The sequence below is a fragment of the Viridibacillus sp. FSL R5-0888 genome, from assembly GCF_038009105.1.
GTDB lineage: Bacteria > Bacillota > Bacilli > Bacillales_A > Planococcaceae > Viridibacillus > Viridibacillus arenosi.
The window spans coordinates 4,370,370-4,393,934 of record NZ_JBBPAU010000001.1; the positions used below are offsets into that span (position 1 = coordinate 4,370,370).

Genomic DNA, 23,565 nt, shown 5'->3' on the forward strand with positions numbered 1-23,565 from the left:
AATGAGGAGCGATTATTTTGGAAAGAGTAGTTGGAACAGTTGTACGAGGTCTTCGTGGCCCAATCATCAATCAAGGCGATAGCATTGAAGATATCGTTGTAGAAAGTGTATTAAAAGCATCAGAAGTTGAGGGCTTTAATATTCAAGATAAAGATATCGTAACAGTAACAGAATCAATCGTTGCCCGTGCTCAAGGTAACTATGCTACAATCGATCACATCGCAAAAGATGTTAGTGCGAAATTCGGAGATGACACTGTAGGCGTTATTTTCCCTATCTTAAGCCGTAACCGCTTTGCTATCTGTCTTCGTGGTATTGCAAAAGGCGTTAAAAAAGTTGTTTTAATGCTTAGCTACCCTTCAGATGAAGTAGGTAATCACTTAGTTGACCTTGATACACTTGATGAAAAAGGCGTTAACCCATGGACAGACGTTTTAACTGAAAAACAATTCCGCGAATTATTCGGACATAACAAACACACTTTCACTGGCGTTGATTATATCGATTACTACAAATCACTAGTCGAAGAATACGGTGTTGAATGTGAAGTTATCTTCTCGAACAATCCAAAAACAATTTTAGAATATACTAAGAGTGTATTAACTTGCGATATCCATACAAGATTTAGAACAAAAAGAATTTTAGAAGCTAACGGTGGAGAAAAAATCTACAGCCTAGATAACATCCTAGCTGAATCAATTGATGGTAGTGGTTTCAACGAAAGTTACGGTCTACTAGGATCAAATAAATCAACAGAAAATAGCGTGAAGCTTTTCCCACGTAATTGCCAACCTGTTGTAGATAAAATTCAACAAATGCTGAAAGAAAAAACAGGCAAAAATGTTGAAGTTATGATTTATGGTGATGGCGCATTCAAAGATCCAGTAGGTAAAATTTGGGAGCTTGCTGATCCAGTTGTATCACCTGCTTACACAGCTGGTCTTAATGGCACACCTAATGAAATCAAATTAAAATATCTTGCTGATAATAACTTTGCTGATTTAAGAGGCGAAGAACTTCAAAAAGCTATCTCTGAATACATTGATAATAAAGGAACTGACCTTGTAGGCGCTATGGAAGCACAAGGTACTACACCTCGCCAACTAACTGACCTAATCGGTTCTTTATCTGATTTAACATCAGGCAGTGGTGACAAAGGTACTCCAATGATCTTTATCCAAGGTTACTTTGATAACTATACTAAATAAGATTTAAAGATGATGGGTGAGGCTGTAAGAACTTTAATCAGCACTCTTATCAAAAAAGAGAGAATAGGCAATTGTCTATTCTCTCTTTTTATTTTATCAATCTATTTTCCATAACCTTTCGTAATTCCTTTACAACTAGTTTTTTCATGCTGAAGTAGCCATTCCTTTCTCCACACGCCCCCTGCATAACCTGTTAATTTTCCGTTTGAACCAATAATTCGATGACAAGGTATAACAATACTTAATTTATTTTTTCCATTTGCATTTCCTACTGCTCTAATGGCCTTCTCATTTCCAATTGAAACGGCAATATCTTTATACGCCACTGTTTTTCCGTATGGAATACTTGTTAAGGCGTTCCACACAATTTTTTGAAAGTCTGTCCCTTCATATTTAATAGGAAAAGTAAATTCACGACGCTCCCCTTTAAAATATTCATCAAGTTGAGTATAGCAATTTTCTAAAATAATTGGCGTTTCGTCTTGCTTATTATTTACGGCTCTGTCCTGTTCAGAAAACATAATAGAGCTAATTGCTTCATCTGTACCTGTTATTTCTATCACTCCAATTGGAGATTCATAATCTAATTTATATAACTTACTCATATAAAGACCTCCATAGATAAAAGGTTGCGTATGCTTGCAGCCCTGCCCAATTTGCTGATAGCTCTTTGATTTCATCTATTGTTGGCTTACGCCCTAGGCCTAAATGGATTTTCAGCGCGTTGTGGAGACCGACATCCGTTATTGGAAAGGCAGATGGATGATGTAAGCATTTCATCATCACATAGTCAGCCGACCAAGCCCCTATTCCTCTAATCTTCATTAACGACTTTTGAATTTGTTGATAGTCCTGATACCCAAGTATCAATTCCTTTGTTAATATACCCTTTGTCATTATCTTAGCTACATCAATTACATACTCGGCCTTTCTAACAGAAAATTGCAGTTCCCTTAAATCATCCACAGTTATAGTTGCAATCTTTTCATAGGTCGGGAATAGCCAAAAGGTATCACCCATAAAGGTAAGACTTTCACCAAAGGTCTCAACAAAGCGTTTTTTTATTATGTAAGCAAAAGTTAAATTTATTTGCTGTCCAATAATTGCCCAGGATAGTGCTTCAAATAAATCTGGAATACACATAATCCTTAAACCATAATATTTCTGAACAAAAATCTGTAACACCTTGTCCTGCTTTGCTGCATCATAAAACACACGAAGATCTGTCTCCAAATCAAACCATTCCCATATATAAGATGCCACTTCCTCACGGATTCCTTTCGAGGGCGGAGTAATAGGAAATTCGACAAGAATTATATTTTGAATGCATCCAATTTTACATAAAACTAATTCTTGATTTATTTTTATTAGTTTATATAAATATCCATCTCTTATTTGATGCAATACTTCTTGCTTAGACCTATTTAAGAACAATAAACACTCTTCGAAATTGAATTCTTCAGGTGGATAAATTTCTATATATGATTGGTGATTAATCCAATTCATTTCCACAACTCCTTACCCTTCAAGGCTTCGATATTCACTAGGGGAACAATTCGTTAAACGACGAAATGACTTATAAAAATTGGACGAGCTTTGAAATCCAACTTCATAGCAAATCTCAAGATTCGTGTGACTTGTACTTTTAAGAAGATGCGTTGCCTTATCGATTCGTATTTTTTCTAAATAAGTACGCGGAGTTTCTGAAGTTTCCTGTTTAAATAGACGGTCAAGATGATACGGGCTTATACCGACATGATCAGCAATATCCTGCAATGATATCTTTTGTTTATAGTGATTGACCAAAAAGGTAGTTACAATTCTTACAAGTCCGGTGTGTGGTGAATGCTCAACTTCTGGCTGACATCTCTTACAAGCACGGAATCCGGATTTTTCAACCTCATTGATGTCATAGTAGAACTCTACATTTATTTTTTTAGGCTTCCTTGATTTACAAGAAGGACGGCAATAGATTTTTGTTGTTTTTACTGCGGTAAAAAAAAGCCCATCGTATGTTCGATCACATGCAATAATCTTTTCCCACATTTCTTCAAAAGAAAAATTTAAATTTTTCACCTTTTATTTCACCGCCCTTTCGGATTAATCTTCATATAAAAGTGAAGTATCCTTTAACTCCAGCATTTGTGTCGCATTTTTTTCTAAAAAGGCAATTACTTTATCCGATAAAGCATTTCCAAAACTAAAACGTCTCACGCCTATATCCTTCAGCTAATTACAATTTGTTAAACCAGGTAAAGATAATATATTTAGTGGGGCGTCAATATGAATAACTATTTCTTTAATTTCATCTTCTTTAGTTAAACCTGGGACAAATATTCCGCTAGCCCCACTTTCTACGTACGCTTGTGTTCGATTAATCGTTTCCAAAAGTGGATTTCCCATTTGTAAATAAGTATCTGTTCTAGCATTGATATAAAAGTCTTTAAAACCATTTTGATTTAGAGCTGTTCTGATTTTCGTTAAAAGATTACAGTGATCCTTTAACTCTCTCAATCCTTGTTGGCTTTTTAGAGAATCCTCAATATTAATTCCTGCGACACCAATATCGGCTGTTCTTAGCACATGATTAACAATTATATCAATATCTTCACTATATCCTGCTTCAATATCCGCCGAAACAGGTATCTTTACATTATCTGTAATTGTCTTAATAATTTCTAAATGCCTATCAAAATTAATTAATTCACCATCTGCATATCCAAGTGAGTTGGCAATTCCCCAGCTCGTCGTACCAATTGCTTTGAACCCTACTTTCTCAAGAATTAAAGCAGATAGAAGATCCCAAGCATTTCCCAAAAATAACGGTTCCTCCAACAAATGAAGTTCATTGAACTCTTGAATGGTGGTCATTTCATTTCCTCCTAAAGTGTATTGAATCTCATTTTAACAAGGTATCCACATTCAATTCGTCCTCAATCTTGCTATTATGGTCTAGAAATCAAAAAGGAGAAATCATTGATAATTTCTCCTTTTACCTTAAAAATCAAGTTATATTCATATAATCTCTTTTATTCTGCAATAAGTATCTATTTCAAAGACTACCTATTTTTTTAAGTTAATGATTAAAATAACGATTTATGTCCTAACCAAGATTCTATATCAACACTACCTTGAACGGCTAATAATCGGTATAAATATCGATAAGGCACTCTATATTTTGTTAAGTCGGGAATTTCCATTACCCTTTCATAACCCTCCTTAAAGTCTTCGACTGATTTTTCATCTAGCACATATTCTAATGCGATAAAATCTAACTCTCTAGGAGCAATAACATATGCTTCCGTATCGACAAGACCAGTGATTTCTCTACCGTCCGATAAAAACTGTGTTGGATCCATATCTACTAGTACAAATGTAGAATATTCAGGGACAGGTAATCCATTGATCAAATTATTTATTTCAGGGAGCATGTTTTTTATTCTTTCTTCTTTAAAGTGAAATCGGGATACTGAATCAAATAAAGCATCTTTCATATGTTGATTAAATTCTTCTAAACTTACTTGATAGCTCCTTGATGGATTACCTACAAAATTTTCTTTATATTGATGAATTTTAGCCAAACCTTCTCCAAAACTTTGCAAAACTGAAGATGGCAGACCAATAAATGACTCGACTATTTGTCCTTTTAGTTTTTCTACAACAACGAATTCTTTTGTTAGGATCCTCCCCTTATCTATTACTTTTGGTATTGATATTGAAGTAAGGTTGCTCAATGTATTATTAACATGTTCTAATTCATAAACTTGCCTTGGGTCAATTCCGAATAACCTTTTACATCCCCACCAAAATTCATTATTAGGATCATCTTTCATTTTAGAAGGTCGTACAACCACTTCTTGATTATCTGTTTTAACCAACCATACATCACTAGCGTGGTCTTCATAACCAGGGCTTAATTCCAGCATATCTTTAATTGGCTCTTTAAATAAAAATTGTAAATCCATAAAATCTTCCTACTTTCAAAATACATACTTTACTAATGTATTTTTCTATAACGGCTCTACGTTCTCCTTTATAATTTTTTTCTGAAAAATTATAAGACAAATAAAAATCTTATTTTATAAATATTTCCCTAAAACATGAAATATTACTTGAAAAGTACCTTTACACCATACAAAAGACTTATATTAATGTGCAATTTGTGCGATTTAAAATATTGAAAAAATTAGGGGGCATCATTTACAAAAATAGGTAATAAAGTGTGCGCTTGTAAGATATTATAGAGGATACAAAATTTAAAGGGTAAAACGTAATTATTATTCTATTCTGAGTGAATATAAGGGGGTTCTATCATGTCTAACTTAAATAATCTAAAAGAATTTGAAGAACTTCACGTCGAATTTCAGGGGAAAGTATTAAACTTGAAGTTACTTCTTCAGCAAAATGAAAATGAGCACATTGAAAACAAATAATAATAATAAATATCCTTCACAAACTAATGTTATAAAGAAGGGTATTAGTTATGGAACTTGCCTATCTATGATTATTTCTTATACTACGTATCACTCCATAGGGTGGGCTGTTATACATGGTTGTTTTAGCTGGTTTTACGTTATCTATTGCTTAATCAAATATACTCCTGGTTTATTTTAGAAAGTAGAAAAGACCTCTAGCAAGCTCTAGAAGTCTTTTTTTACTTTGAACCATAGATTATTTAATTTCTGCCTCATGGCTATTTTTGAACCACTTCACCTAGCTCTAAAGGCAACGTCACAAAAAATGTAGTCTGTTCACCAAGTTGGCTTTGTACTGAGATTCTGCCATTATGCATGTCTATAATTTTATGCACAATAGAAAGTCCTAAGCCACTGCCCCCGTTTGATACTGCTCTAGATCTATCTGCTTTAAAGAAACGTTCAAATATATGTTTTTGGTCTTCTTCTGTCATTCCTATCCCAGTATCAGTAATAGAAATAGTGACCGTATCATTTTGTTTGAATAAACGAATATAAATCGTTCCTCCATTTGGAGTGAATTTTATACTATTACTAATTAAATTCATCCATACTTGATTCATCAAATCTTCGTCAGCAAAGACTGTGACATTTTCCAAATCGATTTCCATTTCAATATTTTTAGAAATCCATCTCGGCTCACAAGATAAAACGACATTACGTAATTGTTTATCTAATCGAAATTGTTTTGGTTCAAATGGATGATGTTGTGATTCTAATGAAGTTAATTTTAATAAATTATCACTGATTTTCGATAATCGATGGCTTTCCATCTCAATAATTTCTAAATAGTGCTGCCTTTTTTCATCAGTCAAATTAATATTTTTCAAAGCTTTTGCAAAACCATTAATCGATGTTAACGGAGATTGAATTTCATGAGAAACATTGGATATAAACTCTTGACGCATTTTCTCCATTTCTCCTAATTCAATTGCCATATGGTTGATACCGCTAATAAGTTGTCCAAAATGATCTTCGTCATCATCTGATTTTAAGTCTAATTTGACGCTAAAATCCCCTTTCGCAATTCGTCCTAAGGCATCAACAATGGTATCCCAATAATTACGTTGTCTTTTTAATCCAAATAAAAAGAGAATAGTAACAGTACATCCAAAAAGTATAAAAACACCTATTACAGTATTAAATTGTTGCCAAAATCCTTGAGGGTACTTGCCTAGCCAATCATATATATAAGAGGTCACGTGAAAAGAGATAAACGCAAAGAGAGTGTTAATTAAAAGGAAAAGAATAATCACACACAGTAATTTTAATATAATTATCCATTTCTTCATAAGCCTAGTTCCAATCGATAACCGAGCCCCCGGATTGTCCGTATTATGAATTCACTTTTATCTTCTGGGAATCGCTCTCGAAGTCTTTTAATATGAACATCTACCGTACGATCATCACCTTCATAGTCATATCCCCAAATTTCTTCTATCAATTGTTCTCGTGAGAATGTCTTCCCAGGATAACTTGCTAATGTAAATAATAATTCAAATTCCTTTAATCGAAGAGTAATATTTTCTCCTCCATACATTAGCTCATACGTTTCTCGATTCATCCAAACATTTCCCACTTCCACTGTTTGAGATAAAGAAATATGGTAACGCTTTAGGATAGATTTAACTCGAACGATTAACTCTGCTGGCTCAAATGGTTTTACAAGATAATCATCCGTACCCAGATTAAATCCTTTTACTTTTTGAGCGGTTTCCCCTTTTGCAGTCAGCATAAGAATAGGCAAATCGTTATTTAGCCTTCGTATTTCTCGGCATAATTCCCATCCATCCATATTTGGCATCATTATATCCATAATGACCATATCAACTTTTTCCGATTCTAACTTGGACAGTGCATCAACACCGTCCACAGCTTCAAGTATACTTAGTCCTTCATTTTGTAAAAACACACTTACTAATTCTCTAATATGTTCATCATCATCCACAACTAACAGTCTTGTCATGACAACAAATCCCTTCATACTTACTCTTGAATACGTAATTGTTGTTTAGCAAATTCCTTGTACATCTCATGTGATTGGAATAACGCATTATGCGTCCCGCTCCCCGTAATATGGCCCTTCTCAATAAAAATAATATTGTCGGCATCGACAACGGTAGAAAGACGGTGGGCAATAACGAGTGTCGTTCTGCCTTTCATCAAATTGTCTAATGCTTTTTGAACATAAATTTCCGATTTACTATCAAGGCTAGAAGTCGCCTCATCAAGCATTAAAATTTGGGGGTCACGTAATAGTGCTCTAGCAATTGCAATCCGTTGTCGCTGTCCACCTGAAAGTTTGATTCCTCGTTCTCCTACTTCAGTATCAAACTTATCTGGAAGTGCTTGAATAAATTGATCGGCATACGCCATTTTTACGACTTTTTCAAGTTTTGAATCTGTAACCTCTTTTTCTATTCCATAACAAATGTTATCGCGTATTGTTCCGGATATAAGTGCACTTTCCTGAGCAACATACCCAATTTTACGTCTCCAAGAATGTAAAGAAAATGTATCAATAGGTGTATCCCCTAATGTTATGCTTCCCTTTGTAGGTTGATAATACCGTTCTAAGAGAGAAAATGTAGTAGTTTTTCCCCCTCCACTAGGACCAACAATAGCCGTTACTTTACCAGGTTCAATTGTGAAATTAATATCAGATAAAATCGCTTCATTTCCATATGCAAAGTCCACATGATTTACATGAATAGGTTCTTTCACTAGATCTAACTCTTTACCTTCATAGATGTCTTCCTCATCATGTTCAAGTACTGCACTAATACGTTCTGTTGCTCCCATTGCTTTTTGTAATTGCGTAAAGAACATCGTCAATTGCGTCATCGGTATAATAATTTGAATTAAATATAAAATAAATGCAACCATATCGCCAGCTGTTAATGCACCTGAAGAGACACGTACTCCCCCGTACCCAATAACTGCCACAAGCACAATCATAAGGATGAAAGAAATCAATGGTGAAATAAGTGCGTGTATTTTAGCTTCTTTTAAACCAAAATTGAAAAGATTTGTAATGCCTTTTTTTCCACGCTCATATTCTATGTTTTCTGCATTTGAAGCTTTTACTAAACGTGATTCTGGTAATACTTGATTTAACACAGCAGTAAATTTTGCCGTTTCATCTTGCATTCCTTTTGAAATTACATACATTTTCTTACCTAACAACATCAATATCAACATTGCAATTGGAACAGCAACAAGCATTACTAACGTCATTTTCCAATCTAAGAATAGCAAAATCGTAACAGAACCGATAATCGCAATAATGCCAGATAAACAGTTAGCAAGATGCTCTGTAATGAGCTCCTTCACAACAGCAGTATCATTTGTTACACGGCTTAGTGTCTCCCCAGTATCATTCTTATCATAATAAGGTATTGGTAGGTGAAGTAGCTTTTTCCACAAACGATCTCTCAACTTTGCTACTACATGATGACCAACCCGGTTTAACAAATAAATCGAGAGCCCGCTCGCTATTGCTTGGGCAATAAAAGCAATTACTAATAAAATTATTTGCCAATAGTTAAGTGAATCTAGTGAAAACCCATCCACTAATTTTTTTGTAAATAACGGTACGACAAAGCCTACTCCTGTTGTCGCAAAACTCATACAAAGTGCAATAATTAGCAAAAGCTTAGGCGGTTCAGTTTGTTTAATTAACTGAACAAACTGTCGCCAACCCTTTAATTTATTTTCTTTTATATCTTCTTTCATCGTTTATACTCCTCCTTATATATTCTCATACAACGATTTAACGATCTTATAATAGTTACTTTAGCATTTCATTATGAACTCAATATGAAGTGAACGACGGTAGAGAGATTTAATGAAGATGAGCCTCTTATTAATTTTACTATAGATAGAATCTCTTAGTATGTAAGCGAAGATTAATATAACTGGGAAGTGTAAAAGAGATGCAAATGCGAAGTTAGAGCTTCGAAATTAAAATACCATTCATCTTCATAAGTAGATATAAATAGGAAAAAGGAGAAGGCATGCCATCACGAGCGGATGATATCTCTTCTCCTCATATTAAGCGTATTCAATTTCCCTACTATTTAACTGCTACTGTTAAATTGAGCTTTGTTTTATCATATAGAGCTCAGTAGTGGACAATCACTTCATTAAAGTAAAGCTTATTTATCCTTTTTATCTACCACAACATGCTCAAATTTTCCGCCAGATAAATCAATATCAAATGCTTGACCAAAGCCAACTACATAGCGACCTTCTTTTGGCGTAAGCTCAAATAAAGATAGATCTAATCCTCGTAAAACGCCCATCATTGGTGCGCCGTGGTTCTTTTCAAACTTAGCAAAAATTTCTTCATGGCCATCATTTCCTACATTCTCTGCAACACATTGGAAGCGAACTCGCTCACGTGCAAATAAGTTTGGAGAATCTTGTTCATCTGTAATCATCATTATACTAATTAAATTATTGTCTTCAATAAATTTATAATGGTCCGTAATGATACTTATATAAATATAAATCTTCCCATCATGCTGAACATATGGTGCATAACTAGTGAATGGATTACCATTGCTATCTAAGCTACTAATAACAACTGTCTTACACTTTTCGATAAACTGTAAATATTGGTCTTTCTTTTTAGTGATATCAATTTGTTTTACCATTTGTTTGCCTCCTATTATTGAGCAGTTACTTTAGAAATTCCTAATAAGTTTATACGTGGTTTTCCATGCTGAAAATGTGAATCAATGTCACATTCCACTCCATAAACGTTACGAATCATTTCCTGAGTCATTACTTCTTCTGGCGTACCGTAATTTACCACTATTCCCTTGGAAATAACGCATATTTTATCGCTATAAATACTCGCCTGATTTAAATCGTGTAGTACCATTACAACCGTCATGCCTAATTCGCGATTGACGGTATGAACTAATTCTAACAACTGAAGTTGATGAGCAATATCTAAGTAAGTTGTAGGTTCATCAAGCATCAAAATTTTAGGCCTCTGCGCTAATGACATGGCAATCCAGGCCCTCTGCGCTTCTCCACCTGAAAGTGATGCTACTAATCGGTCTTTCAAAGGTGTTAACCCTGTTTTTTCAATGGCCCATTCAACTATGCTTAAATCCTCATCACTCGTACGTTCATACCATTTCTTATGAGGTATACGTCCATATTTCACTAGTTCTTCAACTGTAATATCTGACGGTGGCTCATTTGATTGGAATAAAACACTCATCATTTTTGAAATTGATTTTGTACCTAATGATTGCAAGTCTCTACCATCTAAAAAAACTTTTTCTTTTTGCACTGGAATCAATCTAGACATCGCTTTTAAAGCTGTAGATTTTCCTGAACCATTCGGACCTATAATCGAAACGATTTCGCCTTTTTCTACGTTTATCTCAAAATTATCTAATATTTTTTTCTGATCATAGCTAATATCCAATGATTGAGCTTTTAGCATCTTAAATGTCACCCGCTCTCATTAAATATAAAAAGTAAGGGCCGCCTACCATCGCCATGACGATACCTGCTGGAATATCTAAAGGTGAGAATAGGGACCGTCCAATTGTATCGGCAACTAGCAGAACAACAGCCCCTAATACCATACTCATAGGCATTAGAAGACGATAATTTGAACCGACTATTAATCTAGACATATGTGGCACAATAAGTCCTACAAAACCTAACAATCCTACAATCGATACAGAAATAGCAGCCAAATATACCGCTACTAAGGATAGTACTATTCGAATTCTGTTTGTATTTTCACCTAAGTTTACAGCTACATTTTCACCTAAGTTCAAAATGTTTGCTGAACGAATACAAAATAATGCAGCAATCCAACCAATAATGGAATATGGGAAAAGAATACTTACATCTCCCATTCCTTTCGCTGATAAACTACCGTTCATCCATTGTAAAGCTGAAGGAAGACGATCACTATAAAGAATCGAAAGTAACCCTGTTATTCCACCAAATACTGCATTTACCGCTACTCCTGATAAAATAATCCGAACAGGTGAAATACCATTCTTCTTCCACGCTAATGCATAAACGAGCGTAACAGCTATCAATCCGCCTACTACAGCTGCGAGAGGAATCCACTTACCGAATTCAGGGAATAGTAATAAGATAAATAATACTGTCACTGCAGCACCACTTGATACCCCTGTTAAACCTGGATCTGCCAGAGGATTTCTCATTACTGCTTGTAGCAATGCACCAGATATAGCTAAGTTAATGCCCACTATAGCAGCAATAAGGACTCTAGGTATTCGTAAATCCCAGACGATTGTCTCTGACAATGATTCACCAGAACCGAATATAGTTCTTATCGTTTCCATAGGTGACAGTTGCACACTTCCAATACCGATCGACAGAATCATAAAAATGATTAGTAGAATAGCTGTTATACCTATGCTAAATTTTTTCTTCGGTTTCACTTTCATTACGTCCAACCCTCATCCTAAGTCATATTACTTATATAAAATTTCGTTTAACTGCTCTAATCCTTTTGTTGCTTTTTCAATTGAAGCATAACCAAATACTTCATAGTCAAGTGCTTGAACGCGATCTTCTTTAAAGGCTTGTAATTTCTCCCAAGCGCCATTCTTCTTCACTTCTGCTTTAAACTGTTCTAATGCTGCTGTTGGATCACCGTGTGAAACAAGAAGGATTGCATCTGGATTTGAGGCAACTACATCTTCCATATTCATCGGTACATATGCTTCCGTTGATTTTAACGCTTCATTAACTATATTTGTAGCTCCTAACTTCTTCACTAAACTACCAACATATGTTTTTTCACTCATCAACATGAATGACTCGCCTGAACCAAATAGCACCATAACTTTTGATGAATCTTTACCTTTTACCTCTTCTAATACTGCTGTTTCTTTCTCTTCTAATTGTGAAAGATACGTTTTAGCTGCATCTTCCTTATGTAAAACTTTCCCCATTACTTCAAATGAAATTTTTAGATCTTCATAAGAATCTGTTGGAATATATGCAGTTGCTACTTTACTATTTTTTATTTTCTTATCTAAACTATCTTTAATCGATTCTGGTCCGATTAAGATGTCAGGTTTAAGGCTTACAATTTTCTCTACATCTGGCTCGATAGTAGAACCAATCTGCTCAATTTTATCGAATCCCTCAGGTAATTTATGCGTTGAAGTTGGTATTCCAACTGGTTTTACATCTAAAATATTCATCATTTCTAAAATCGAAACAGAAGTTGTAACAATTGATGTAGGTTGTTCTGCTGGAAATTGTTTCAATAACTTTTCTACTGCTTCTGTATGTTCACTAGAAACCTTTGTATCGCTTTGAGATTTCTCAGCATCACTATTTTGATTAGCTACAACTTTTTCTTTTGTCGTTTCTGGTTCCGCCTTATCTTCTCCGCATCCACCCAAAACAAGTAATGCCGATAAGAATGCCGCTCCATATAAGCCTTTTTTCATTACTAAAAATCCCCCGTCTAATTTTAATTGAAAATAATTATCATTATCAAATAGAAATATATCAAACAATAACTATGTTTACAACTACTTTTTCAAATACTTTCAAAAGAATATGATAACTACAATTAAAATAGACACTATTAAACTATTTAGAACTCAAGGAAATTAAATAAAAAACCGTACTCTATACTTAGAGTACGGTTTCATAGAAATAAATGATAATTTATCTAAAATCAAATGTTGGATGAACTATATTTTTTATAAAATTATCATCAACTACTTAATTTAGGAATTTGAAGCGTTATAATAAACAAAAAAACCGCACCTGCTAACGGTACGGTTTTTTTTGATATATTTAAAATTAATTTTTCACTTAAAAGCATAGAAGTGATAGATATATATCTTTACCACTTTGTTATTAGCAACACTAACATTTTACTTCTTATTGGCCTCATATACCTTTAATAATTTGCCTTTTATAGTCGTATTCTTCATATTTTTCAACACAATTGGACCCTTATCATTTAATATTTCAACATAAGAAAAAGTATCTGTAATTGTAATGATACCTATATCTTCGACTGTCACGCCATTAATTTTGGCAATTGTACCAACAAAATCTACTGCTCTGAGTTTCTTTTTCTTTCCACCATTAAAATATAATTTCATGATTTGCTTGTTTAATTTTTCATTCTTTGCGGCTTTCAACTTCGGTTCTACGTTCATTTTTTCATCAAAATCAGATTTTTTATTTGAAACTTCTTCTTTTGAAGGTACTACCATGTGTGGTATTTTGAAACCAATATATTCTTCAATTTCATTTAAAAATTTATCTTCAAACGGTGTAACTAACGTAAGGGCTTTCCCTTTTTGACCCGCCCGTCCGGTTCTTCCTGTACGGTGAACATAACTTTCTTTCTCTAATGGCAGGTCATAATTGATGACATGCGTAATATTATCAATATCAATTCCTCTAGCGGCTACATCTGTGGCAATTAAATAGCGGAAATCCCCTCGTTTAAAGTCATTCATCACTTCAAGACGAATATCCTGGATCATGCCTCCATGAATTTTATCACAGCTATAGCCTAAATCTGCTAACTGCTCACATAAAGTATCTACTCGATCTTTTGTTCGGCAAAAAATAATACAACTATCGGGATTTTCAACAATCGTTACATCTTTAAGCATTGATAGTTTGTTGCTTTCTTCTACGACAATAAGCGAGTGATCGATTTTATCTGTCGTTAATCCAGTGGCCTTAATTTCAATATCAGTAGGTTTTTTCATGTAATTGAGCGCTAAGCTTTTAACCGCTTCAGGTAAAGTAGCTGAAAATAACATCGTCACTCGTTTTCGAGGTAATTCTTTGATAATGGCTTCCACTTGTTCAATGAATCCCATATTCAACATTTCATCTGCTTCATCAATAACGAGATAACGAATCTGATCTAAAGCTAGTGTACCTTTTTCAATATGATCCATTACACGACCCGGAGTACCAACAACTACATGCGTTTTTTGCTTTAATTCTGTCTTTTGGATGGCAAAAGGTTGTTTGCCATAGACAGCTGTTGCTTTTATTCGTTTAAATCTACCTAAATTTGTGAAATCCTCTTTTACTTGAACCGCAAGTTCTCTTGTTGGTGTCAAAATTAAAGCTTGGGGTTTATTTTCTTTCCAATCAACTAATTCACAAATTGGAATTCCATAAGAAGCCGTCTTACCACTACCCGTTTGAGATTTCACGACAAGATCTTTATTCTCCAACACAAGTGGTATAACTTTACTTTGAACTTCTGTTGGATTTCTGTATTCTAAGCTATTCAGCGCATTTACGATTTCATTACTTAATTTATAATCTTTAAAACTTTCTCCACTCATAACTAAGCCTCATTTTTATATTATTTACTATTTATATTTCCGAAAAGATGATTATCTTATACAAACTTCAATTATACTCGAAATTTTACTTACACATGCAATTCTTCTACTAATTAATATGGCTAAAAGACTTTTAATAATGTACTCAAGATGATTTCTCATCATTTATTGACTTTTCTCATAGACTGTAATGACATTATATTATTTCTCCATACTAACTTTTATAAAAATTACAACGGAATAGGGGAATCAGATGAACAAAAACAAAGTGGACTTATCTGCGGTGATAAGGAAAATACCTGTATTTTTACAATTATTCCTAAATTTTTGTCTAGTTATTTTAGCACTCATTTTGTCATTCTTACTTGTGAAAGAAATAGTTGTGTTCTTTGAGATTTTAATGACTCGCGGCAGTAGTGACTATAAGTTATTCCTCGAAAATATACTTATCTTCTTTTTGTACTTCGAATTTATCACGATGATTGTAAAATATTTTAAGGAAGATTACCATTTTCCACTTCGATATTTTATATATATTGGCATTACGGCAATGATCCGCCTTATTATTGTTGAGCATGATCACCCAACTGATACACTTATTTATTCACTAATAATTTTAATTCTGATTATTGGTTATTTCATAATCAATATTACGCCACTAGAAAGACCAGTCCATTTATGGTTTTTTAACAAGAAAGAAAAAAAATAGGTATCCCTTATCCATTTAAATTATTTAGTAGCATTATATTGGAAATTCACTGTTCTATTAATATATTCAAAATAGTTATGTAATGGATTTAATTATAGACAAAAGGCTCTTCTCAATATCTCCAAAAAATAAAACAAACCAAGGAATTTTCCCCTTGGTTTGCTTTTTGTTTTATTCTCCCTGAAATTAGATCGTAACTCAGGACAATTATAATCCCATTGCTAATATTAGTTTAAAACTTAAGCATACCACTAGTACGAATCTTAATAGAGGAACTAATTACCACGTATAAATTTTAAAGATTTCTTGAATATCGAATATAAATTGCTAAACAGTTTTTAGATTCAGTTACTTGTTGATTAATCCAATAAGCTATTATTTCATTTAGCTTTTATTTGTTTAATTGTTATCAACACTTAAAATTTCATCCATACTGTATGAAGCTAATTACCAAGCGTTAATCCTCTATATTCCCCGCGGCCAGAAAAACTTAAAGTTGTAGTCACATAGAAGACCTACTTTTCAGCATTATTTATAATATTTAACCAGACTAAAAAGAGTTATAATATCTGCTTTAAGGAAAAAATGTTTAACAATTTAGTTCTATACGCATAAAAAACACACTCGCTAATGCGAATGTGTTTTAATTTATTTTGATAAATCAAATCTTTTATTTAATAAGTAAATAGTGATACCTCCAACAGTCATAGACAATAACTCCCCAATCCCTACTGTTAACCAAGTTGGCCAAAATGGAAGATCATAAAGAATCGTTAATTGTCCTGCAACTGTGAACATTGATATAGCAAAAATCAATGCGGTAATAACCATTTTCAAAATGTCATTTGTTATTTTTTTTGTCACTGCACGACAAAGAATTAATACAAGAAAAGTAGAAATACCACCAATTGGTACATCTAGTATCCAAGTTGGTGACATAAAATTTGCAAGTATTACTCCCACTGTCACTGCCACAACATAGCGCTTGTTATACAATGCCAGATAGTTGAACATCTCAGACAAACGTAGTTGCACTGCTCCAAAACTAATGACTGACAATAAAACAGTCACTGCCACATATACGGCTGCTACAAGTGCCGTCTTTGTAAGCTCACTTACAGAAATTCGTGGTGAATCCTTTGAAAAAGACGTATTCAATTTTAATTCTCCTTTGTAAAATAGCGTATCAGCTATTCTAGTAATAACTACGACCAAAGGAAGAGAGCCTATCGCCCTATCTGAAGTGCCGTAGTGCAAGCTATATTTGCTTACTTGCGTATTATATCAGAAGAATTTAACATTGAACAAGGCTATCTCGCAATCCATCCACCATCAATCGGTACAACAGCACCATGAATATAATCAGATGCTTGACTAGCCAAGTAAAGTGTTAAATTTGCCACTTCACTTGGTTGAGCCCAACGTCCCGCAGGTGTTTCTTTAGCTACCCATTTTGCTATTTCACCATCTCCTTCAAAATCAGCCTTATTCATCGGTGTTTGAATTGCCCCAGGTGCAATCGCATTTGCACGAATTCCTTCTCGACAATAATCTTGATCTAACTGCTTTGTATAACCAACAATTGCATGTTTAGATGCTGTATAAGCTGCACCACCACCGCCTGCCACAAGACCAGCAATTGATGCCATATTAACTATTACACCTGATTTTCGCTTTAACATTTGAGGTAAAATTGCATTCGTTACAAAATAAGTACCCTTTATATTCGTGTTCATAATTTTATCCCAAAGATCCTCATCTGTATCGAGTGTTTTCGCAAATCCATCTAAAACTCCAGCGGTATTCAGTAAAATATCTATTTGCTTGAATTTAGCCATAGCTCCTTCATACGCTTGCACTACATCTGCCTTCTTGCAAACACTACCTATAGAGTAGGCAAAGCGTGCACCATATTTTTGATCAATACTTAATAACCCCCGCTCATCTATATCAAAACCAAATACATTCGCCCCATTCTCTAAAAAAGCAATTGCCTGAGCCTGCCCAATGCCAGATGAAGCACCTGTTACAAATACTGTTTTTCCCGTATATTCTTCAAATTTCAAAACTACACTCCTCATAACAAAAAGCCCATGATTTCTCATGAGCTTTTCCTATTAATCGACGATTATCCAATCTTCTGCTAACAAATCACATACTGTTGGTGTGAACATTGTATAGCCCTCACCTTGTACATTAATTAAAAAGTATGGGTTTAAATTCTCACCATCATGTTCGCTTTGTCCAACAAGCTTTACATACAATTCGGCACCGCCCCAACCTTCGCGAATCACTTTCTCACCAGCTTTTAAGCGTGGTAATACCTCTTCAAAAGTCACTTATACTCATCCTTTATCTCAGTAATATCATGCGTTCTTTATCGGGAAAAGTATACTGGATTGTTTAATTTTTTACAACTAAAGTTTGTACAGTCAAGCTTAACATTGTACTTGATGAATTTCTTAATTATCAATGCACTCTAAGGTTACAAACAAATCTATTTTTAATACATACAAATTTCAAAGAGAGTATTCATAATCACAACTAATGGAAATTTATTGAAATTCACACAGGTTATCAAAATTATATAAAACTTAACTTAGTATCACTTAAATAAAGTGCGATAAATACAGAGCTGCGGAAAACCATTTGCGTGCTGTTTATTTTGTTGTGATAAAAAAATGTATCAATGCCATATTAAGAATAATTCAAAATGAAAGGAGAGATTTAGTATGGGAAGAGACAATAAACAAGGGAAAAGTCATAACAAGGGTACATTACCTCAAACACCTAAAAATCAAAAAATAGCCCCGAACAAGGTAAATGAAGAGTTTTCTCAAGAGTTGGCTGAACTTAATACATTGATTACCAAAAGCAAACGAAAAAAATAGGTGTTTTATTGGTAATTTATATGTATGGAGGAAATCATTTCTCCTTTAATAGAATTTGAATTAAGTTATAATATTTTTGGATGAATTGATGAGTTATTTGGAGAAAGTAATAGAACAACTATCCATTTAAGAAGTTCATTAAAAAATCTGAAATGGATAGTTCAATATCGAAAAAAGAATTCCCTATATAATGATCAAATCATCCCATTGGATTAATATCCAGTGGGATTTTTTTAGGGCTTAGCTTAGCTTAGCTGAAATGAAAAACTTCTTTAAATACCTCAAGGTATATTACAAATAAACAGCGCCAAACTACGCTTATTCATTTATAAAATTCTTTTAAACGAATGATAAGCATAGTAAATATAAAAATTGAATTGGAGGAATATAAGATGAATTTTACACAAGGAGATAAAGTTGTATTAGTTGGTACAGGTGCAGTGGGATCTAGTTATGCGTATGCGTTGATCAATCAAGGCATATGTGAAGAACTTGTACTTGTTGATATAAATGAAGCTAAAACAAAAGCTGATGCAATGGATTTGAATCATGGACTTGTTTACGCACCAATACCTCAAAAAATTAAATATGGGAATTACAGTGATTGTAAAGATGCGGCAATCGTTGTAATTTGTGCAGGGGCAGCACAAAAGCCTGGAGAAACGCGCCTGGATCTTGTAAGTAAAAACCTTGCTATTTTCAAATCTATTGTAGGAAGCATTATGAATTCTGGATTCAATGGCATATTCTTAGTCGCTTCCAATCCAGTAGATATTTTAGCTTATGCAACTTGGAAATACTCTGGTCTGCCAAAAGAAAGAGTTATTGGATCAGGTACAATTTTAGATTCTGCTCGATTCCGCTTTTTATTGGGGGAAGAATTTGGTGTAGCACCAACAAGTGTTCATGCTTATATCATTGGTGAGCACGGCGATTCAGAACTTCCAGTTTGGAGTACTGCTAATATTTCAGGGAAGCTAATTGCAACTGATTTAACTGATCAAAGAAAAGATGAAATTTTCGTTCAAGTTCGCGATGCAGCTTATGAAATTATTGAGTCAAAAGGAGCTACTTATTATGGAATCGCAATGGGACTAGCTCGAATAACAAAAGCCATTTTACGAAATGAAGAGGTCGTATTACCGGTTGGCTCATTATTAGAAGGAGAATATGGTCACAGCGATGTATACGTTGGTGTTCCGACAATTATTAATCGTTGGGGAAGAAAGAGTATAGTAGAACTTTCTTTAAACCCAGAGGAAAAGGAAAAGTTGGCTAATTCCGTAAAAACATTGAAAGAAGTTCAATCTCCATTTTGGAAGTAATTCCTAAATGGAGTAGGAATTTCTAGCAAAGGAGCCATGGACCATGTTAGTAGAAACTTATAATCCTTTTAATCAACTACTCATTTCCTCAATGGTTGCGGCAATTCCAATTATTGTTTTTATTTTGTGTTTGACTATATTTAAAATGAAAGGTATTTATGCTGCCTTATTAAATTTAGTCATTACCTTTTTTATCGCAATTATGGTATTTAAATTACCTTTTGGCGAATCGGTTGGAAGCGTCATTCAAGGTGCCATTCAAGGAATATGGCCAATTGGTTATATTATTGTCATGGCAGTTTGGTTATATAAAATCTCAGTTGACTCAGGGAAATTTGATGTATTACGCGCAAGTATCGCCGGTATTTCACAAGATCAACGACTGCAGCTACTGCTAATAGGCTTTTGTTTTAATGCATTCCTTGAAGGAGCAGCTGGTTTTGGTGTTCCAATTGCAATTTGCGCGGTACTTTTGGTTTCGTTAGGATTCAAACCTTTGCAAGCAGCTATGCTCTGTCTTATAGCAAATGGTGCCTCTGGAGCGTTTGGCGCAATTGGTATACCTGTCGCAATTACAGGTACATTAAATTTAGAAGGCAATGTAACTGCTATGGACGTTTCAACAATGACGGCACTAACCTTACCAATCATTAATTTTACAATTCCATTCTTACTTATTTTCTTAATTGATGGATTCAAAGGGATTAAAGAAACATTACCAGCTATTCTCGTTGTATCTACCACCTATACGGTGACACAAGCTATTATCACCATTTCTATAGGTCCTGAACTAGCTGATATTATCCCTCCATTACTTGCTATGGGGATTTTGGCTTTATTCTCAAAAAAATGGAGACCAAAAAATATATTCTTACTCAACAACAAAGAACTTAAAATTGAAAAACATACAACTAGTGATGTGATTAAAGCTTGGTCTCCGTTTTATTTATTGAGTTTATTTATCTTAATATGGAGTATTCCACCTTTTAAAGCTTTGTTTGCGGAAGGCGGAGCTCTAGACTTTACAAAAGTAACATTTGGCATACCTGGATCTACATTAAGTTCAAGTATTGAAGTAATAAGTGCAACAGGTACAGCAATATTGCTAGCAGCCTTAACAACTATTTTTACGACAAAAGGCATTGGTTTTGGGCATGGTGTTAAGCTTTTAAGAAGAACAATTTCGGAATTTTGGATTCCTATTGTGATGATTTGTGCCATTCTTGGGATTGCTAAGTTAATGACTTACGCAGGATTAACAAGTGCATTAGGTGAAGCAGTAGCAACTACAGGTAATGCCTTCCCATTTTTATCACCAATACTAGGGTGGATTGGCGTATTTATGACCGGATCAGTTGTTAATAACAATACCTTATTTGCACCAATTCAAGCTACAGCAGGTATCATCATCGGAGTAGATTCTGCTCTATTAGTATCCGCTAATACAGCTGGTGGGGTAATGGCAAAATTAATTTCCCCTCAATCAATTGCCATCGCAACTGCTGCTGTTGGTCAAACTGGTAAGGAATCCGAATTAACTAAAATGACGTTAAAATACAGCGTTGCATTACTCGCATTTGTTTGTATTTGGACATTTATTTTATCCATTTTTTATTAAAATTAGTCAGGGGCTTTCATCGTTACAGGTGAAAGCTCTTTTCTTTTCCACTGATGTGGTCAAATGAACTCAGTGAGATTTAAAAAAACTTCCTACAACTACTAGTAGGAAGTTTACATTTACAGTCAGATTTATTTTAGAGGGATTTCCACAATGGCTGTAGTCTTTAATTCATTTGTTGAATCAATTGAGATTTCCCCATTATATTTATTCACTATTTCCTTCACAATAAATAAACCTTGCCCTCTAATTTTTCCTCGTTCTGCTTTTTTTGTTGAATACCCTTGTTTAAAGATATGTTCATTCTCCATAATCTCCGGTCCTGTATTCGTTATCTCAAATACATATTGCACATCATCTGCTTTACAGCTAATCATTATTTTACGTTTACTCTCAGGTAATTCTATTGTTGCATCAATAGCGTTATCAATTAAATTCGATAATATTTTAATTAAATCTGTTGTTTTTATTTTATCAAATGAATCGTGAGAAACTGTAAAATTCATATCAATATTATAATTTTGTGCTGCAAGTTTCTTTGTTTGCAATAATATAGAAAGCCCGGGGTGGTCAATATTTAATTTTAACGATTCAATCGCCTGAACTTCTTTAGACAGAGATGATAAGTATTGTTGTGCTTGATCAGATTCTCCTAACTGTAGCAACCCGTGTAAAACTTGAATATGATTGGTGAAATCATGCCTTAAAGAAGATATAGAAGTAATTAATGCTCTAATTTCCGCTTGATAAGTATCTTCTGTATACCCTACTTCTTTAGCCACTTCTTTTTGATACCATCTTTGTAATATGAAAAATGAACCAATTACTACCAAGATAAATACACCATTATAGACGAAAAGATTGATATTATTTGCCAGTACCTTTACTTTTATATCATTAAGTTTATCAGTACTAATATCGATACCTAGGTATCCAATTACCTTTCCCATTTCATCCTGTATTGGTACACCAACAGACAGATAAGCTCCATAATCGGGATCTTTAATTACACCTGTTACATATGTATTTCCCTCATACGCTTTTTTGACCTGCTCTTCAGGTACTGTACAAAACTCACCAATATTAAAGCCCTTTTCTATTTCCTTAGGTAGCCCCACTATCATCGCTTTTGATACCTTAGGATTATCAATTTCTAATGTATATACATATAAAGCACCCAGTTTTTCCCTTGCATCATTTAGGTAGCTTCTTAGATCCCAATAATATTCGTTTCTCACAGGATCATTCAAAAATTGTTGATATGCTTCTATATCTATCGCTGCCGCAATGGATTTTGCAGCCTCAAGGCTTTGGTTTGCGATTGACTCTTCAACCGTCTTTTTCATCTTCACATAAGATGTAAAGATATTTAAACTTGTAAATACTAATAATAAGACAGTAGATAACAATAAAATTAATTTTATTTTACGATTTTTCATACAAACTGGTACTTCCTCATCGTTTTTTATTGAAAAAATAAATAATGAAATAGATCCTACGGATTTCTTTTAAAATATTCATTTGCTTATGAAATGGAATCAAGAACTTCCTTTCCAACAATAGCACTATATAATAGTAAATATCAAAATTACTCGTTTGTTTAATCAAACTTTCTTAAAGACATTGCCTGTATATACTACTGCGAAAAATTCGCAAAATCAATTTTTTATTGAATAGACTAAGATAATTTATCATAAACAATCAAAATTTAGCATTGTAATGTATGGTCATTGCAATTCTTATAATGACGATGTTCTTCCAATATTGAAATAGAAAAATAACATCGATAATCATTATGCCATTCTCCTATTTAGTTTAGTTGATTTTATTTTTATCCTTTATTTATAGTAAGGTTCATCGTGATTTATTTAATTGCAATTTTTATTTGAAGAATTTTGAAAAGACCGCCTTTAAAACCATACGTCTCTAAATATCATTTTTCAAGTTTTTTATTACATCATTTATCCTATTTCGAATCTTGAATTC

At 33.8% G+C, this 23,565-nt stretch carries 21 protein-coding genes and 1 pseudogene; 5 read left to right on the plus strand and 17 right to left on the minus strand.

What is annotated here, in order from left to right; translation table 11 throughout:
- Positions 1 to 17: 17 nt before the first annotated feature.
- Positions 18 to 1,208 (plus strand): coenzyme F420-0:L-glutamate ligase, encoded by a 1,191-nt coding sequence (locus MKY02_RS21605; protein WP_038178895.1) that lies wholly within the window; start codon positions 18 to 20, stop codon positions 1,206 to 1,208.
- A gap of 101 nt (positions 1,209 to 1,309) precedes the next feature.
- Here MKY02_RS21605 and MKY02_RS21610 read toward each other — a convergent pair whose 3' ends face one another.
- From MKY02_RS21610 to MKY02_RS21670, 13 genes and pseudogenes are all read right to left on the minus strand, one after another.
- On the minus strand, positions 1,310 to 1,813 hold the full coding sequence (locus MKY02_RS21610; protein ID WP_038178889.1) for a methylated-DNA--[protein]-cysteine S-methyltransferase: 504 nt from the start codon (positions 1,811 to 1,813) through the stop codon (positions 1,310 to 1,312).
- A complete protein-coding gene (locus MKY02_RS21615) occupies positions 1,806 to 2,714 on the minus strand; it encodes a DNA-3-methyladenine glycosylase 2 (RefSeq protein WP_038178886.1) in 909 nt (302 codons plus the stop codon). The genes MKY02_RS21610 and MKY02_RS21615 overlap by 8 nt, the downstream gene beginning before the upstream one ends.
- Before the next feature lie 12 nt (positions 2,715 to 2,726).
- Positions 2,727 to 3,254 (minus strand): bifunctional transcriptional activator/DNA repair enzyme AdaA, encoded by a 528-nt coding sequence (locus tag MKY02_RS21620; RefSeq protein ID WP_038179170.1) that lies wholly within the window; start codon positions 3,252 to 3,254, stop codon positions 2,727 to 2,729.
- Positions 3,255 to 3,308: 54 nt separating this feature from the next.
- Positions 3,309 to 4,079, minus strand: a pseudogene (locus MKY02_RS21625) (isocitrate lyase/PEP mutase family protein).
- Between the two features lie 212 nt (positions 4,080 to 4,291).
- Complete coding sequence (locus MKY02_RS21630; RefSeq protein WP_038178884.1) at positions 4,292 to 5,173, minus strand: phosphotransferase; 882 nt, start codon at positions 5,171 to 5,173, stop codon at positions 4,292 to 4,294.
- Between the two features lie 728 nt (positions 5,174 to 5,901).
- Positions 5,902 to 6,975: a sensor histidine kinase gene (locus MKY02_RS21635; RefSeq protein ID WP_143691054.1), complete on the minus strand. Its 1,074-nt coding sequence runs from the start codon at positions 6,973 to 6,975 to the stop codon at positions 5,902 to 5,904.
- Positions 6,972 to 7,649 carry a response regulator transcription factor gene (locus MKY02_RS21640; protein ID WP_038179166.1) on the minus strand — a complete coding sequence of 226 codons (678 nt, stop codon included), beginning with the start codon at positions 7,647 to 7,649 and terminating at the stop codon, positions 6,972 to 6,974. Before MKY02_RS21640 ends, MKY02_RS21635 begins: the two co-directional genes overlap by 4 nt.
- Before the next feature lie 20 nt (positions 7,650 to 7,669).
- Positions 7,670 to 9,418 (minus strand): ABC transporter ATP-binding protein, encoded by a 1,749-nt coding sequence (locus MKY02_RS21645; protein WP_038178883.1) that lies wholly within the window; start codon positions 9,416 to 9,418, stop codon positions 7,670 to 7,672.
- A gap of 422 nt (positions 9,419 to 9,840) precedes the next feature.
- Positions 9,841 to 10,341 carry a HugZ family pyridoxamine 5'-phosphate oxidase gene (locus MKY02_RS21650; RefSeq protein WP_038178881.1) on the minus strand — a complete coding sequence of 167 codons (501 nt, stop codon included), beginning with the start codon at positions 10,339 to 10,341 and terminating at the stop codon, positions 9,841 to 9,843.
- Positions 10,342 to 10,355: 14 nt separating this feature from the next.
- Entirely contained in the window at positions 10,356 to 11,147 is a 792-nt protein-coding gene (locus MKY02_RS21655; protein WP_038178879.1) for an ABC transporter ATP-binding protein, read from the minus strand.
- Between the two features lies 1 nt (position 11,148).
- On the minus strand, positions 11,149 to 12,135 hold the full coding sequence (locus MKY02_RS21660; RefSeq protein ID WP_038178877.1) for a FecCD family ABC transporter permease: 987 nt from the start codon (positions 12,133 to 12,135) through the stop codon (positions 11,149 to 11,151).
- 27 nt (positions 12,136 to 12,162) lie between these two features.
- The gene (locus MKY02_RS21665; RefSeq protein WP_038178875.1) at positions 12,163 to 13,152 is read right to left on the minus strand and encodes an ABC transporter substrate-binding protein; all 990 of its coding nucleotides are present in this window, start codon (positions 13,150 to 13,152) and stop codon (positions 12,163 to 12,165) included.
- Positions 13,153 to 13,587: 435 nt separating this feature from the next.
- The gene (locus MKY02_RS21670; RefSeq protein ID WP_038178873.1) at positions 13,588 to 15,036 is read right to left on the minus strand and encodes a DEAD/DEAH box helicase; all 1,449 of its coding nucleotides are present in this window, start codon (positions 15,034 to 15,036) and stop codon (positions 13,588 to 13,590) included.
- 253 nt (positions 15,037 to 15,289) lie between these two features.
- On the opposite strand from MKY02_RS21670, the gene psiE reads away from it, so the two are divergent.
- The gene (gene psiE, locus MKY02_RS21675; protein WP_051448541.1) at positions 15,290 to 15,745 is read left to right on the plus strand and encodes a phosphate-starvation-inducible protein PsiE; all 456 of its coding nucleotides are present in this window, start codon (positions 15,290 to 15,292) and stop codon (positions 15,743 to 15,745) included.
- Between the two features lie 648 nt (positions 15,746 to 16,393).
- Here the strand turns inward: psiE and MKY02_RS21680 are convergent.
- From MKY02_RS21680 to MKY02_RS21690, 3 genes are all read right to left on the minus strand, one after another.
- Positions 16,394 to 16,903 (minus strand): QueT transporter family protein, encoded by a 510-nt coding sequence (locus tag MKY02_RS21680; protein ID WP_051448540.1) that lies wholly within the window; start codon positions 16,901 to 16,903, stop codon positions 16,394 to 16,396.
- A gap of 152 nt (positions 16,904 to 17,055) precedes the next feature.
- Positions 17,056 to 17,811: a 3-oxoacyl-ACP reductase gene (locus tag MKY02_RS21685; protein ID WP_038178871.1), complete on the minus strand. Its 756-nt coding sequence runs from the start codon at positions 17,809 to 17,811 to the stop codon at positions 17,056 to 17,058.
- 51 nt (positions 17,812 to 17,862) lie between these two features.
- A complete protein-coding gene (locus MKY02_RS21690) occupies positions 17,863 to 18,084 on the minus strand; it encodes a DUF2829 domain-containing protein (RefSeq protein ID WP_038178863.1) in 222 nt (73 codons plus the stop codon).
- A gap of 393 nt (positions 18,085 to 18,477) precedes the next feature.
- On the opposite strand from MKY02_RS21690, the gene MKY02_RS21695 reads away from it, so the two are divergent.
- The 3 genes from MKY02_RS21695 (at position 18,478) to MKY02_RS21705 (ending at position 21,579) form a co-directional block, all read left to right on the plus strand.
- A complete protein-coding gene (locus MKY02_RS21695) occupies positions 18,478 to 18,636 on the plus strand; it encodes a YfhD family protein (RefSeq protein ID WP_076034972.1) in 159 nt (52 codons plus the stop codon).
- Between the two features lie 392 nt (positions 18,637 to 19,028).
- The gene (locus MKY02_RS21700; protein ID WP_038178860.1) at positions 19,029 to 19,961 is read left to right on the plus strand and encodes an L-lactate dehydrogenase; all 933 of its coding nucleotides are present in this window, start codon (positions 19,029 to 19,031) and stop codon (positions 19,959 to 19,961) included.
- 43 nt (positions 19,962 to 20,004) lie between these two features.
- Positions 20,005 to 21,579: an L-lactate permease gene (locus MKY02_RS21705; RefSeq protein ID WP_038178858.1), complete on the plus strand. Its 1,575-nt coding sequence runs from the start codon at positions 20,005 to 20,007 to the stop codon at positions 21,577 to 21,579.
- Between the two features lie 131 nt (positions 21,580 to 21,710).
- Here MKY02_RS21705 and MKY02_RS21710 read toward each other — a convergent pair whose 3' ends face one another.
- Entirely contained in the window at positions 21,711 to 23,018 is a 1,308-nt protein-coding gene (locus MKY02_RS21710) for a GHKL domain-containing protein (protein WP_038178855.1), read from the minus strand.
- Between the last annotated feature and the right edge of the window lie 547 nt (positions 23,019 to 23,565).